General features: G+C 64.4%; 14 protein-coding genes. 6 read left to right on the top strand and 8 right to left on the bottom strand.

Annotation, left to right across the window (positions count from 1 at the left end; genetic code table 11):
• Nucleotides 1-166 precede the first annotated feature (166 nt).
• From VGV58_RS12185 to VGV58_RS12165, 5 genes are read left to right on the top strand one after another with little or no spacing between them, the layout of a single operon-like run.
• Nucleotides 167-1,006, top strand: coding sequence for an ABC transporter ATP-binding protein (locus VGV58_RS12185; protein WP_326874911.1), 840 nt, complete (start codon nt 167-169; stop codon nt 1,004-1,006).
• Between the two features lies 1 nt (nt 1,007).
• Nucleotides 1,008-1,742: an ABC transporter ATP-binding protein gene (locus VGV58_RS12180; protein WP_326874910.1), complete on the top strand. Its 735-nt coding sequence runs from the start codon at nt 1,008-1,010 to the stop codon at nt 1,740-1,742.
• Nucleotides 1,743-1,753: 11 nt separating this feature from the next.
• Complete coding sequence (locus tag VGV58_RS12175; RefSeq protein WP_326874282.1) at nt 1,754-2,638, top strand: branched-chain amino acid ABC transporter permease; 885 nt, start codon at nt 1,754-1,756, stop codon at nt 2,636-2,638.
• A 2-nt stretch (nt 2,639-2,640) separates the two neighbouring features.
• Nucleotides 2,641-3,624 (top strand): branched-chain amino acid ABC transporter permease, encoded by a 984-nt coding sequence (locus VGV58_RS12170; protein ID WP_326874281.1) that lies wholly within the window; start codon nt 2,641-2,643, stop codon nt 3,622-3,624.
• A 25-nt stretch (nt 3,625-3,649) separates the two neighbouring features.
• The gene (locus tag VGV58_RS12165; RefSeq protein ID WP_326874280.1) at nt 3,650-4,807 is read left to right on the top strand and encodes an iron-containing alcohol dehydrogenase; all 1,158 of its coding nucleotides are present in this window, start codon (nt 3,650-3,652) and stop codon (nt 4,805-4,807) included.
• A 42-nt stretch (nt 4,808-4,849) separates the two neighbouring features.
• Here VGV58_RS12165 and VGV58_RS12160 read toward each other — a convergent pair whose 3' ends face one another.
• The 7 genes from VGV58_RS12160 to VGV58_RS12130 form a co-directional block, all read right to left on the bottom strand.
• On the bottom strand, nt 4,850-5,797 hold the full coding sequence (locus tag VGV58_RS12160) for an electron transfer flavoprotein subunit alpha/FixB family protein (RefSeq protein ID WP_326874279.1): 948 nt from the start codon (nt 5,795-5,797) through the stop codon (nt 4,850-4,852).
• Between the two features lie 2 nt (nt 5,798-5,799).
• Nucleotides 5,800-6,549 (bottom strand): electron transfer flavoprotein subunit beta/FixA family protein, encoded by a 750-nt coding sequence (locus VGV58_RS12155; protein ID WP_326874278.1) that lies wholly within the window; start codon nt 6,547-6,549, stop codon nt 5,800-5,802.
• A gap of 83 nt (nt 6,550-6,632) precedes the next feature.
• Nucleotides 6,633-6,896, bottom strand: a complete 264-nt coding sequence (locus VGV58_RS12150; RefSeq protein WP_326874277.1) for a hypothetical protein — start codon at nt 6,894-6,896, stop codon at nt 6,633-6,635.
• 12 nt (nt 6,897-6,908) lie between these two features.
• Entirely contained in the window at nt 6,909-7,892 is a 984-nt protein-coding gene (locus tag VGV58_RS12145; protein WP_326874276.1) for a branched-chain amino acid ABC transporter permease, read from the bottom strand.
• On the bottom strand, nt 7,892-8,779 hold the full coding sequence (locus tag VGV58_RS12140) for a branched-chain amino acid ABC transporter permease (RefSeq protein ID WP_326874275.1): 888 nt from the start codon (nt 8,777-8,779) through the stop codon (nt 7,892-7,894). Before VGV58_RS12140 ends, VGV58_RS12145 begins: the two co-directional genes overlap by 1 nt.
• A 4-nt stretch (nt 8,780-8,783) precedes the next feature.
• Nucleotides 8,784-9,536: an ABC transporter ATP-binding protein gene (locus tag VGV58_RS12135; protein WP_326874274.1), complete on the bottom strand. Its 753-nt coding sequence runs from the start codon at nt 9,534-9,536 to the stop codon at nt 8,784-8,786.
• On the bottom strand, nt 9,520-10,287 hold the full coding sequence (locus VGV58_RS12130) for an ABC transporter ATP-binding protein (protein WP_326874909.1): 768 nt from the start codon (nt 10,285-10,287) through the stop codon (nt 9,520-9,522). The genes VGV58_RS12135 and VGV58_RS12130 overlap by 17 nt, the downstream gene beginning before the upstream one ends.
• Nucleotides 10,288-10,633: 346 nt before the next feature.
• On the opposite strand from VGV58_RS12130, the gene VGV58_RS12125 reads away from it, so the two are divergent.
• Nucleotides 10,634-11,857, top strand: a complete 1,224-nt coding sequence (locus VGV58_RS12125; RefSeq protein WP_326874273.1) for an ABC transporter substrate-binding protein — start codon at nt 10,634-10,636, stop codon at nt 11,855-11,857.
• A 141-nt stretch (nt 11,858-11,998) separates the two neighbouring features.
• Here the strand turns inward: VGV58_RS12125 and gcvA are convergent, their stop codons facing one another.
• Nucleotides 11,999-12,895: a transcriptional regulator GcvA gene (gene gcvA / locus VGV58_RS12120; protein ID WP_326874272.1), complete on the bottom strand. Its 897-nt coding sequence runs from the start codon at nt 12,893-12,895 to the stop codon at nt 11,999-12,001.
• Between the last annotated feature and the right edge of the window lie 101 nt (nt 12,896-12,996).

Genomic DNA, 12,996 nt, shown 5'->3' with positions numbered 1-12,996 from the left:
TCGGGCGATTTCAGTCTTGCGGGCTTGGTGATCCCGATTGACTTTCATAACTAGACTAACTATTCCCAGATCAGTCAAGACGGATCGAAAACGGGCCGTCGCAGATGCGAGCGAGACAACGCCCGCCGCTTTGGGAGAGGATCAAATGCCTGCTGTCGCGAGCTTGATGACGCATGTCGAAAATCGGGGAGCAACGCCGAGTTCCGTCTCTCGGGACGATCGGCGAGTCAGCTTTCCAGACGACAATGCGCCGGTCCTTCAGGCGCGTGGCGTCACCAAGTCGTTTGGCGGCTTTGTCGCGGTGCAGGACCTCAACCTCGATGTCGACCGCGGCGGCGTCCATGCCCTGATCGGCCCTAATGGCGCGGGCAAGACGACGGTCTTCAATCTCCTGACGCGCTTCATTCAGCCGACCGCTGGTCAGATCATGTTGATGGGCGAGGACATCACCAGGCTCGCACCGGAGTTCGTCGCCCGCCGCGGGCTGGTTCGTTCCTTCCAGATCTCGGCCACCTTCGAGAAGCTGACGGTCTCGCAGAACATCCGGATCGCCCTGCAGCGACCCCATGTCGATGCCTGGCGCTTTCTTGGAAACGGAGCCGATCGCGGCAGAACCGATGCTCGAATCGACGAGCTACTGGGGAGCTTCGACCTGACGACCTATGCGAGCTGGCGTGCCGGCGATCTGCCCTATGGTCGCAAGCGTGCACTCGAACTGGCGGCGACTATGGCAACCGATCCCCAAGTCATGCTGCTCGACGAGCCGACGCAGGGCCTCGGCTTCGAGGATGTCGAACGCGTCGCCGATCTGATCAAGGCGATCGGGACGAGCCGGACCGTGTTGATGGTCGAGCACAACATGAGCCTCGTCTCGCGCATCGCCGATCGTATCACCGTCCTGCGTTCGGGAGCGATCATCGCCGATGGCGACTACGCCACGGTCTCACGCGATCCCCAGGTCGTCGAGGCTTATCTCGGCTCCGGCCGACGCAGGGCGAGGCACTGACATGACGGCTCAACCTCTGCAGCTGACCTCGACGACGACGCCGGCCCTGAGCATTCGCGATCTCCACGCCTGGTACGGGCATTCCCACATCCTGCACGGCATTTCCTTCGACGTGGCGCCGGGAGAAGTTGTGGCCCTGCTCGGCCGCAATGGCAGCGGCCGGACGACGACTTTGCGCGCGATCATGAACCTCGTCGGGCGGCGGGAGGGGTCGATCCTGGTCGCGGGCCGAGAAACGGCAAAATTGCAACCTCATCACATCTCGCGTCTCGGCATCGGATATTGCCCGGAGGAGCGCGGCGTTTTCGCTAGTCTAAGCTGTGAGGAGAACCTGCTGCTGCCCCCGCGGATCCGCGAGGAGGCCATGCAGGACGACGAGATCTACGCCCTGTTCCCCAATCTTCGTCGGCGGCGCGATGCCCCCGGTACGAAGCTCTCCGGCGGTGAACAGCAGATGCTTGCAATCGCTCGCATCCTGAGGACCGGTGCCCGAACCCTTCTGCTCGACGAGATATCGGAGGGGCTGGCGCCGGTCATTGTCGACGCACTCTTCGACATGATCCTGAAATTGCGCGAGCTGGGCTTCACCATCCTCCTCGTCGAGCAGAACCTCCACTTCACCGCGCCGCTGGCCGACCGCTTCATCGTCATCGAGCGCGGCAAGGTCGCCCTCGAAGTCGAGGCCAGGGATCTCGAGGCCAGCACGGCGGCCATCGACCGCCTGCTCGGCGTCTGAGGGAGAACGACATGACCATTCTCGGCCTGCCGATCCAGATTCTGTTTGGACAGCTCACCATCGGGCTCATCAACGGGAGCTTCTACGCGCTCCTCAGCCTTGGCCTGGCGATCATCTTCGGCCTGCTCAACGTCATCAATTTCGCCCATGGCGCCTTCTTCATGCTCGGCGCCCTGGCGGCGTGGCTCGCCCTGACCGTCGGAGGGGTGAACTACTGGTGGGCACTTGTCCTCGCCCCGCTCGCCACTGGCCTCTTCGGGATCATCGTCGAGCGCCTGCTGCTGCGCCGATTGCAGGGCCTGGATCACCTGTACAGCCTGCTGTTTACCTTCGGACTCGCGCTGGCGATCGAAGGTACGGTGCGCGACATCTACGGGACATCGGGCCTCGCCTATCCGGTGCCCGCCGCGCTGCGAGGACCAGTCGACCTCGGCTTCATGCGCCTGCCGGCCTACCGCATCTGGGTCGTGGTGGTGGCGCTCGTCGTCTGCTTCGGCACCTGGGCTTTGATCGAGAAGACGCGGATCGGCTCCTACCTGCGCGCCGGAACCGAAAATGCGCGGCTGGTGCAGGCTCTCGGCATCAACGTGCCGCTGCTCGTCACGCTGACTTATGGCTTCGGCGTCGCTCTCGCGGGGCTCGCCGGCGTGCTGGCGGCCCCGATCTATCAGGTCCAGCCGCAGATGGGATCCAGCATGCTGATCATCATCTTCGCCGTGGTCGTCATCGGCGGTCTCGGCTCGACCATGGGCACGATCCTCACCGGCCTGGCACTCGGCGTGATCGAAGGGCTCGCCAAGGTGTTCTACCCGCAGGCCTCCTCCACGGTCGTCTTCATGATCATGGTCATCGTCCTGCTGCTGCGCCCCGCCGGCCTCTTTGGGAAGGAAGCTTGACGATGAACCGCCTCGCTCCGCTCGCGCTGCTGGCTCTTGCCGCCATCCTTCCGCTCGTCGGCGTCTATCCGCTGTTCCTGACGAAGTGCCTGACCTTCGCGCTCTTCGCCATGGCCTTCAACCTGTTCACCGGCTATGTCGGCCTGCTCTCCATAGGTCATGCCTCCTTCTTCGGGATGGGGGCCTACATCGCCGGCTACGCGGCAAAGGCTTGGGGCATGCCCACCCCCGTCGCACTTCTGGCCGGTATCGCCGTCGCCACGGCTCTGGGCGCCGCCTTCGGCGCCATCGCGATCCGCCGCCGCGGCATCTATTTCGCGATGATCACGCTGGCCCTCGCGCAGATGGTCTATTTCTTCTGCAGCCAGGCGCCGTTCACCGGCGCCGAGGACGGACTCCAGAACATCCCGCGCGGCACGGCTTTCGGCCTGCCGCTCGGCGACGATCTCGTCTTCTATTACTTCGTGCTGGCTCTGACCGTCCTGGCCTACCTCTTCATCCAGACCATCATCGCCAAGCCGTTCGGGGAGACCCTTCAGGCCATCCGCGACAACGAGCCACGCGCCATATCGCTCGGCTACGACGTGCGCTCCTACAAGCTTGTCGCCTTCACGATTTCTGCGGCGATCGCCGGGCTGGCCGGATCCCTCAAAGCCTTCGCCCTCGGCGTGGCGACGCTTCCGGACGTCCACTGGACGCAGTCCGGCAACGTGATCCTGATGTGCCTGCTCGGCGGCATGGGAACCGCGCTCGGTCCGATCGTCGGTGCGATCGTCGTCGTACTGCTGGAGAACCAACTCGCCAGTTTGGGGGTGATCCGCCTCGGCTTCGTCAGCATCGACTTCTCGACCAAGGCCCCGATCGTGATCGGCATCGTCTTCATGCTGTGCGTCTTGCTCTTCCGCCGGGGCATCGTCGGCGAAGTCATTGCGCTTTTTGGCAAGCGCGGATTGGCTGTCGAGACGGCGCCAAGGCACACATCCTGATCCAGCGGCATTCGCGGAAATCGACATGAACGACTTCATCTTCAACACGACGAAGACCATCGTCTCGCAGCTGGGCGCCGCGGCACAGATCGCCGAGATCGTGATGCCGGTTCTCGGATCACGCATCGTCCTCGTTACGGATGCCGGCCTGCGACGTGCGGGCCTGCTCGAGCCCGCTCTCGCATCGCTCGGGAAAGCGGGCGCCTCGGTCGAGATTTTCGACGAGGTCGTGGCCGATCCCCCGGAGGCCAACGTGCTCGCGCTTGTCGGCGCCCTCCGTGAGCACAAGGCGACCGGGGTCCTCGCCATCGGTGGCGGATCGCCCATGGACGTGGCCAAGGTCGCCGCATTGATCACCGGCGGCGGCGAACAGCTCGCCGAGATCTACGGCGTCAACAAGGCCCGCGGTCCCCGCCTCCCGCTGGCCCTGGTGCCGACCACCGCCGGCACGGGCTCCGAGGTGACGCCGGTCGCGATCATCACCACGGGCGAAGCGATGAAGGCCGGCGTGGTCTCACCGCTGCTGCTGCCCGACATCGCCGTGCTGGACGCCGAGCTCACCATCGGCCTCCCACCGGCCGTAACGGCCGCGACTGGCATCGATGCCATGGTCCACGCCATCGAGTCCTATGCCTCGACCTCGCCGAACAACAACCCGATTTCGCAAGGCCTTGCGCGCCAGTCCCTGCGGCTGCTGGGTGCCAATATCCGGGAGGCTACCTTCAACGGCGCCAATCGCGATGCCCGCGCCGCGATGCTGCTCGGCTCGCTCTTCGCCGGGCAGGCTTTCGGCAACTCACCCGTGGCGGCCGTTCACGCGCTGGCCTATCCGATCGGCGGGCATTTTCACGTTCCCCACGGACTTTCCAACGCGCTGGTGCTTGCACCGGTGCTGCGGTTCAATCTTCCGAAAGCCCGGCACATCTACGCAGAGATCGCTGCTGACGCGTTCCCGGAACTCACCGCTATCGCCTTTGACGCGCGTGGTGAGGCCTTCGTGGACAAACTGGTCGAGCTCAACCGGGAACTGAACGTCCCTGCGGGACTTCATGCGGTTCAGATTCCGCGTGACGCGCTGCCCATGATGGCTCGGGATGCGATGAAGCAGACGCGCCTGCTCGTGAACAACCCCCGCGAGCTGACCTATGATGACGTATTGGGAATTTACGAGGAGGCATTCTGACTGAAGCGAAGCGGTCGGCAAGCAAGTAGGACGGTGCTGTGCTCACTTCCTAGCCTTGGCGAGTTCGGCGTCGAGCTCGGGCAGGATCGTGAAGAGATCGCCGACGAGGCCGTAATCGGCGACCTGGAAGATCGGCGCCTCCTCGTCCTTGTTAATGGCGACGATGACCTTCGAATCCTTCATGCCGGCGAGGTGCTGGATCGCGCCGGAAATGCCGACGGCGATGTAGAGCTCCGGCGCCACGACCTTGCCGGTCTGGCCGACCTGCCAGTCGTTGGGGGCGTAGCCGGCATCGACGGCGGCGCGGGAGGCGCCCATGGCGGCGCCGAGCTTGTCGGCGACCGGCTCGATCACCTTGCCGAAGTTCTCGGCCGAGGCGAGCGCGCGCCCGCCCGAGATGATGATCTTGGCCGAGGCGAGCTCCGGCCGGTCGGACCTGGCGACCTCCTCGCCCTTGAAGCTCGACTTGCCAGGATTGCCGGCCGCGGCGACGGTCTCGATCGGCGCGCTGGCGGCGCCGTCTCCGGTCGCCTGGAAGGAGGCGCCGCGCACGGTGATGACCTTCTTGGCGTCGGTCGCCTGCACCGTCTGGATGGCGTTGCCGGCGTAGATCGGCCGCTCGAACGTGTCGGGCGAGACGACCTTGGTGACTTCCGAGACCTGCATCACGTCGAGCAGGGCGGCGACGCGCGGCATCACGTTCTTGCCGGTCGTGGTGCCCGGCGCGACCAGCGCGTCATAGGCGGGCGCGAGGGAGACGATCAGGGCCGAGAGCGGCTCGGCGAGGCGATGCTCGTAAGCGGCGTCCTCGGCATGGAGCACCTTCTCGACGCCGTCGAGCTTCGCGGCGGCCTCGGCGACGGCCTTGGCGTTGTGGCCGGCGACGAGGACATGGACCGGGGCGCCGAGCTGCCTTGCGGCGGTCAGTGCCTTGCGGGTCGCCTCGTTGAGGCTCTTGTTGTCGTGTTTGGCGAGAAGCAGCGTCGTCATGATCAGAGAACCCCTGCTTCGTTCTTCAGCTTCGAGACGAGTTCGGCGACGGAGCCGACCTTGATGCCGGCCGAGCGGGCCGGCGGCTCGGTGGTCTTCAGCACCTTGAGACGGGGCGCGACATCGACGCCGAGGGCCTCGGCGGTGGTCTCGTCGAGCGGCTTCTTCTTGGCCTTCATGATGTTGGGCAGCGAGGCGTAGCGCGGCTCGTTCAGGCGCAGGTCGGTGGTGACGATCGCCGGCAGCGTAACCGAGAGCGTCTGCAGGCCGCCATCGACCTCGCGGGTGACCTCGGCCGAGCCGTCGCCGAGCACGAGCTTCGAGGCGAAGGTCGCCTGCGGCCAGTCGAGCAGGGCCGCCAGCATCTGGCCGGTCTGGTTGGAATCGTCGTCGATCGCCTGCTTGCCGAGGATGACGAGCCCGGGCGCCTCCTGCTCGACCAGCTTCTTCAAGAGCTTGGCCACGGCGAGCGGCTCGACGGCGCCCTCGACCTTGATCAGGATGCCGCGGTCGGCGCCCATGGCGAGCCCGGTGCGGATCGTCTCGGCCGCCTGCGCCGGGCCGATCGAGACCACCACCACCTCGCTCGCCTTGCCGGCCTCCTTCAGCCGCAGCGCCTCCTCCGCCGCGATCTCGTCGAACGGGTTCATCGACATCTTCACATTGGCGAGCTCGACGCCAGACCCGTCCGCCTTGACGCGGATCTTCACATTGAAATCGACAACCCGCTTCACGGGCACGAGAATCTTCATCGTTTTTATCACCATGGCGTCAGATCTGGCCCGGAAGATCGTTGTACGTCTCGGTTTGGCAGGCTTGGAATTCGCTGGTCGCCTCACAAAGGGCCGCGTGGCGAGCCAAGCCTGGAAACAGACCAGCCTGTGCGACGGTCGGCGTAGCAAAGCGAAGGAGCCGCCAGCCGACACCGACGGTGATGTCGGCCAGCGTGATCGTAATAGCCCTTCTGGATGCTGACATCGGTGTGGCAGATACCGCAGCGGGTGACCTCGACGAGGACCTCGGCTCCGGTCAGCGCCGGTTCCTCCTGGCAGACGATCTCGACCGGCGCACCATAAGCCGTAAGCGTATAGTTCTTCACGATCGTCTCCGATTAGAGCTGGCTGCGGGTCTTGCGGGCGACGAGCCCGAGGATCCCCTCGCGGAAGAGCAGCACGCACAGGACGAAGACGACGCCCTGGATGACGGTGACCCAGGCACCGAAGGAGGCGAGGTAGTTCTGCATCGTGACGATGACCGTCGCGCCCAGCAGCGGCCCGAACACCGTTCCCATGCCGCCGACCAGCGCCATCAGCACCGCCTCGCCTGACATCGACCAGTGGACGTCGGTCAGCGATGCGAGTTGGAAGACGAGCGCCTTCACCGAACCGCCGAGACCCGCAAAGGTGGCGGAGAGCACAAAGACTCCAAGCTTGTAGCGCGACGCGTGGTAGCCGAGCGAAATCGCGCGGGGCTCGTTGTCGCGGATCGCGCGCAGAACCTGGCCAAAGGGCGAGTGGATGATGCGGTACATCATCACCAGCGCAGCGATGAAGACCGCCGCGACAAAGACATAGAGAGCGTTGTCGCTGGTCAGAGGAACCAGTCCGAAGAGGCTCCCGCGCGGCACGGCTTGGATACCATCCTCGCCACCGGTGAAGCCGACGGCCTGAAGACAGAAGAAGAAGACCATCTGGGCCAGCGCCAGCGTGATCATCGAGAAGTAGATGCCCTGCCGCCGGATGGCCAGCGCGCCGAAGACCAGGCCGAGCGCAGCCGCGAGAGCCACTCCTGCCAGGACGGACACCTCGGGCGTCCAACCCCAGTGTTTCGCCGCATAAGCGGTCATGTAGCTCGCCATCCCGAAATAGGCGGCATGGCCGAACGACAGCAGCCCGCCGTAGCCGAGCAAAAGGTTGAAGGCGAGCGCGAAGAGCGCAAAGCACATCACCTTCATCAGGAAGACTGGGTAGACGAAGAAGGGGGACACGAGGACGAGCGCCACGATCACGGCGAATGCGATCTGATGCGAGCGATGGCGGCCCTTGCTGCGGGGTGCTGCTCCGCCGCGAGCGGCTTCCATTGAAACGGCAGTCATCAGGCTTCTTTCCCGAACAGCCCGGCGGGCTTGATCAGCAGGACAATCACCATGATGACGAAGATCACGGTGGCGGAGGCTTCGGGGTAGAACACCTTCGTCAGGCCCTCGACGAGGCCAAGCGCGAAGCCGGTGATGACGGAACCGAGGATCGACCCCATGCCGCCGATCACGACCACGGCAAAGACGACAATGATCAGGTCGGCCCCCATATTCGGGTTGACCGAGTAGATCGGGGCGGCGAGTACGCCGGCCAACGCGGCCAAGCCGAGGCCTGCGCCATAGGTCAGCGTGACGAGCAGCGGCACGTTGATGCCGAAAGCCCCGACGAGCGTCGGGTTCTCGGTTGCGGCCCTGAGATAGGCGCCTAGCCGTGTCCGCTCGACGACGAACCACGTCGCGAGGCATGCCGTGAGGGAGGCCACGACGACCCAAGCGCGATAATTCGGCAAGAACATGAAGCCGAGATTCTGCCCCCCGGTCAGTGCTGGCGGAATAGCGTATGGCAAGCCTGATGAGCCATAGCCGTTTCGGAAAAGGCCCTGGATGATCAAGGCCATCCCGAAAGTCAGCAGCAAGCCGTAGAGATGGTCGAGATTGGCGATGCGGGCGAGAAGAAGACGCTCGCAGGCCACGCCAAAGAGCCCCACGATGACCGGCGCGAGGACGAGCGCGCCCCAATAGCCGATGCCAAGGTAGTTCAGGAGCATCCACGCGACGAACGCTCCCATCATGTAGATTGCGCCGTGCGAGAAGTTCACGATCCGCAACAGTCCGAAAATGATGGCGAGCCCGAGACTCAGCAGTGCGTAGAAGGCGCCGTTGATCAGCCCGAGGAGAAGCTGGCCGAACAGGGCGACCGTCGGAACGCCGAAGATCATCGTCATGGCGTCAGACTCCGAGATAGGACTTGAGCTTGCCGAGATTCGCTTCGACCGCGCCGGCCGCGATCTCATCGACGACGCGACCTTGTTCGACGACGAAGTGGCGATCGGCGATCGTCGCGGCGAAATGGAAGTTCTGCTCGACGAGGACGATGGTGAAGCCTGCATGCTTGAGCATCGCGATCGTGCGCCCGATCTGCTGGACGATCACCGGTGCGAGTCCCTCCGTGGGCTCGTCGAGCAAGAGGCAGTCGGCGCCGGTGCGCAGGATGCGGGCGATCGCCAACATCTGCTGCTCGCCGCCAGAGAGTTTCGTCCCTTGGCTGCCGAGCCGTTCCTGGAGGTTCGGGAAGAGCTGGTAGATCCGATCGAGCGAAAGGCCACCTGCCTTGATGCGCGGCGGCAGCAGCAGGTTCTCCAGGACCGATAGGCTGGCGAAGATGCCGCGTTCCTCGGGGACATAACCGAGGCCGAGCCTCGCGATCTGGCGCGCCGGCAGGCCGATAGTTTCGGTCCCGGCCAGCGTGACCGAGCCTTGGCAGCGCGCCATCAGGCCCATGATAGAACGCAGGGTCGTGGTCTTCCCCGCGCCATTGCGGCCCAGCAGCGTGACGACCTCACCCTGGCGGACGTCAAAGTCGATGCCATGCAACACGTGGCTCTCGCCATACCAGGCTTCGAGCCGCTTAACCGACAGCAGAGGCGCGGCGCGCCCGGCAATGGTCTCGCCTGGCGATGCGGCTTCAATGAGCATGGCCATCTCCCGAGCCGATGTAAGCCTCGATCACGCGCGGATCCTGTGAGACGGTGGCATAGTCCCCCTCCGCCAGGACCTGCCCGCGGGCGAGCACGGTGATGCGGTCCGACAGTGTGGCTACGACCGAGAGATTGTGCTCGACCATCAAGATGGTCCGGTTCTTCGCGACGCGACGGATGAGTTCCGCGGTGCGGTCGACGTCCTCGTGGCCCATCCCTGCCATTGGTTCGTCGAGCAGCAGCATTTCCGGCTCGAGCGCCAACGTCGTGGCAACCTCGAGAGCGCGCTTGCGGCCGTAGGACAGGTCACTCGCCAGCCGGTCGACATAGGAAGCAAGGCCGACCGAATCCGCTAGGGCTTCGGCCTCGGCGTCGAGGCTCGTCAGACATTGTTCCCCGCGCCAGAAATCGTAGCTGTCCCCGCGCAGGCGACGTTGCAGCGGAATGCGGATGTTCTCGAGCACTGTGAGATTGGGGAAGACGGCGGAAATCTGGAAGGACCGCACGAGGCCCAAGCGCGCGATGCTCGCCGGTGCGTGACCTGTGATGTCCTCGCCCTTGAACGAGATCGATCCCGCCGTCGGCTTGAGAAACTTGGTGAGCAGGTTGAAGCAGGTCGTCTTTCCGGCTCCGTTGGGCCCGATCAACGAATGGATCTCACCCTGGCGCACCGAAAGGCTGACGCCGTCCACGGCACGGAATCCGTTGAACTCCTTCGTCAGATTGCGAGCTTCGAGGATTGTGTCCCCTACCATCTGCGTCCATCCCATGACTTGTTCGGTTGAGGATGCTCAGGGGCTCCTCATTCATGCCGGGGAGTGTCGACAGAGCGCGTCTGCCGGACTGTTCCGGGCCGAACCGTGTCTAACGACGGCGGAAGACGGGCTTCAAGAAACAAGAAGTCGGGCTGGGATGACGTTTTGGTAGCGCTATGGCGTCGCGCGCCACTGCGGGCATGCGAAATCCTTAGGCTGGCATGACGTCTTCGAAGTTGCGCGCGTCGGCGCGCTATCCAAGTCTGACCGCAAGACCGGCGACCGGCTGCGACAGCAGCTTCCCGCCTTAAAAAATCAACATCGCATCGCCGGCACGGGAAACGCCATGAAGACAATCGCAATTGCCGCCGCTGCGGGGCTCGTTGGTGCGAGCCTCGGTCAACCTCTCGCCGTCAACGCGCAGACGGTTTCGGACGACGTCGTCAAGATCGGCGTTCTCACCGATATGTCTGGCCTTTATGCGGACAATGTCGGCGCCGGGGCCGTCCTTGCCGCGAGAATGGCGATGGAGGATTTCGGCGGCAAGGTCGCGGGCAAGACGATCGAGATAGTTTACGCCGACCATCAGAACAAGGCCGATATCGGCTCCGCGATCGCCAACCGGTGGTACGACGTCGAAAAGGTCGATGCCATCACGGAGGTCGTGTCATCCGCGGTCGCGCTATCGGTACAGCAGATCAGCAAGGACAAGAACCGCGTCTTTCTGGCGACCGGACCGGGCACGCCCGATCTGACCGGAAAGGCCTGTTCGCCGGTCGGAGTTCACTGGGCCTACGACAACTATGCTCTTGGCAACGTCGTTGCCGGCGCCGTGGTCCGCCGCGGCTTGAAGAGCTGGTTCTTCCTCACCGCCGACTACAGCTTCGGTCACGCGCTGGAGGAACAGGCGGCGCGCGTGGTCAAGGAGAATGGTGGCGAGGTCAAGGGCAATGCCCGGCATCCGCTGGGGACCGCCGACCTGTCGTCATTCCTCCTGCGGGCGCAATCGTCCGGATCGCAGGTCATCGGCCTCGCCAACGCCGGCTCGGACATGATCAATTCGCTTAAGCAGGCGCGCGAATTCGGAATCACGGCTGGTGGCCAGAACATGGCGGCCTTGCTGGTCAATTTGCCCGACACCCATGCCATGGGGCTTGAGGTCGGCCAGGACTTGATCATCGCGGATAGCTTCTACTGGGACATGGACGACAGCACCCGGACCTGGAGCAAGCGCTTCATGGAGCGCTTCAACGGAAAGGCCCCGGGAAGCCTGCAGGCAGCCGTCTATGGCGCGGTGACACATTACCTCAAATCGATCGATGCGGCGAAGACCGACGAGGCGAAGGCCGTCTCGGCCAAGATGCGCGAGTTGCCGATCAACGACTTCTACACGAAGGACGGCAAGATCCGCTCCGACGGGCGCGTGATCCGCAACATGTACCTGCTGCAGATCAAGAAGCCTTCGGAGTCGAAGTACCCGTGGGACTACTACAAGGTCCTCACCACCGTTCCGGGCGACCAGGCATTCCGTCCGCAGGCGGCGGGCGGTTGCAGCATCGCTGCAAACTGATGGAGGGGATCGCCTTCTATCGGCCGCCTGAGGCGATTTCGCCTCAGCAGCTAACCAGGCTTGGCGCCTGGATCGAGAAGCTCGGCGCCCCGCCGCCTCGGCCCGTTCGCGTCACCCGATCGGACGGCAGGCGGCAGAACGCTAGGCCGGAAGATGGAGCGACGGATCGGCTGCGATCTCCTTCAGCAGCCACTCCTTGAAGGTTTCGAGCTTCTGACTCTCCGGGCGGTCCGTCGGCCATACGAGATGGTAGCCGAGGGGCCGCTCGACGGGCCGATCGAAGAGGGGGACAAGCTGGCCGCTCTCCAGCTCGTGAGACAAGAGCGCCCGTTGACCGATTGCGACGCCCAGTCCCTCGACGGCCGCCTGATAGGTCTGCACCGAGCTGTCGAACATCATTCCACGATCGTCAGGAAGGTCGGCATGCCCAACCGCCGCCAGCCAGTCCGGCCAGTCCCGGCGCCTGTAATAGGAATGCAGGAGGGTATGGCGGTTGAGATCCTCGATCGTATTGAGCTTGCCGCGCTTGAGCAGTGCAGGACTGCACACCGGCTGGATCACGTCCTTGAACAGCAGGATCGATTTGGTCCCGGGCCAATAGCCTTCGCCGAGCTGGATCGCGAGCTCGACCGTCTCCCGCGAGAAGTCGATCGGCTTGACGACGTTGCTGACGCGGATCAGCGCGCGGGGGTAGCGCTCATGGAACTTCGGCAGGCGCGGAATCAGCCATTTCGTGGCGAAGGTCGCATACGCCCTGATCTGGAGGGGCTCCGTCGGCTTGCGGTCCGTCAAACGGCCTGCGGCGGCTGCGATCCGCGCAAAGGGCTCTGCGATCTCGCCTGCGAACCTGATACCGGCCTCGGTCAGCTTGGCCCCATTGCGCTCGCGGTGAAAAAGCCTGACGCCGAGATAGCTCTCCAGCACCGCGATCTGCCGGCTCACGGCGGATTGCGTGACGTTGAGATCGGCAGCCGCGCGGCTGAAGCCGCCCAGACGCGCGGACACCTCGAAGACGTGCAGCGGGTTCAGAGGCGGCATGCGGCGGGTCATGGCGGCAACCATTTACGGGATGACTGGCTGGCAGAGCTAGCCGAAGCTACCGCGGCAGTAAATGAACGCGCCGAGGCTTCGCGCCCCGA

The organism is Allobosea sp. (genome assembly GCF_035944895.1).
In the GTDB taxonomy this organism is placed as follows: domain Bacteria; phylum Pseudomonadota; class Alphaproteobacteria; order Rhizobiales; family Beijerinckiaceae; genus Allobosea.
This window is presented reverse-complemented; position numbering and strand designations above follow the sequence as displayed.

Coding starts and splice junctions, on each gene's coding strand:
- VGV58_RS12185 (WP_326874911.1), top strand. CDS start 167: ATGACGCATGTCGAAAATCGGGGAGCAACGCCGAGTTCCGTCTCTCGG.
- VGV58_RS12170 (WP_326874281.1), top strand. CDS start 2,641: ATGAACCGCCTCGCTCCGCTCGCGCTGCTGGCTCTTGCCGCCATCCTT.
- VGV58_RS12175 (WP_326874282.1), top strand. CDS start 1,754: ATGACCATTCTCGGCCTGCCGATCCAGATTCTGTTTGGACAGCTCACC.
- VGV58_RS12125 (WP_326874273.1), top strand. CDS start 10,634: ATGAAGACAATCGCAATTGCCGCCGCTGCGGGGCTCGTTGGTGCGAGC.
- VGV58_RS12160 (WP_326874279.1), bottom strand. CDS start 5,797: ATGACGACGCTGCTTCTCGCCAAACACGACAACAAGAGCCTCAACGAG.
- gcvA (WP_326874272.1), bottom strand. CDS start 12,895: ATGCCGCCTCTGAACCCGCTGCACGTCTTCGAGGTGTCCGCGCGTCTG.
- VGV58_RS12145 (WP_326874276.1), bottom strand. CDS start 7,892: ATGACTGCCGTTTCAATGGAAGCCGCTCGCGGCGGAGCAGCACCCCGC.
- VGV58_RS12130 (WP_326874909.1), bottom strand. CDS start 10,287: ATGGTAGGGGACACAATCCTCGAAGCTCGCAATCTGACGAAGGAGTTC.
- VGV58_RS12155 (WP_326874278.1), bottom strand. CDS start 6,549: ATGAAGATTCTCGTGCCCGTGAAGCGGGTTGTCGATTTCAATGTGAAG.
- VGV58_RS12140 (WP_326874275.1), bottom strand. CDS start 8,779: ATGACGATGATCTTCGGCGTTCCGACGGTCGCCCTGTTCGGCCAGCTT.
- VGV58_RS12180 (WP_326874910.1), top strand. CDS start 1,008: ATGACGGCTCAACCTCTGCAGCTGACCTCGACGACGACGCCGGCCCTG.
- VGV58_RS12165 (WP_326874280.1), top strand. CDS start 3,650: ATGAACGACTTCATCTTCAACACGACGAAGACCATCGTCTCGCAGCTG.
- VGV58_RS12135 (WP_326874274.1), bottom strand. CDS start 9,536: ATGGCCATGCTCATTGAAGCCGCATCGCCAGGCGAGACCATTGCCGGG.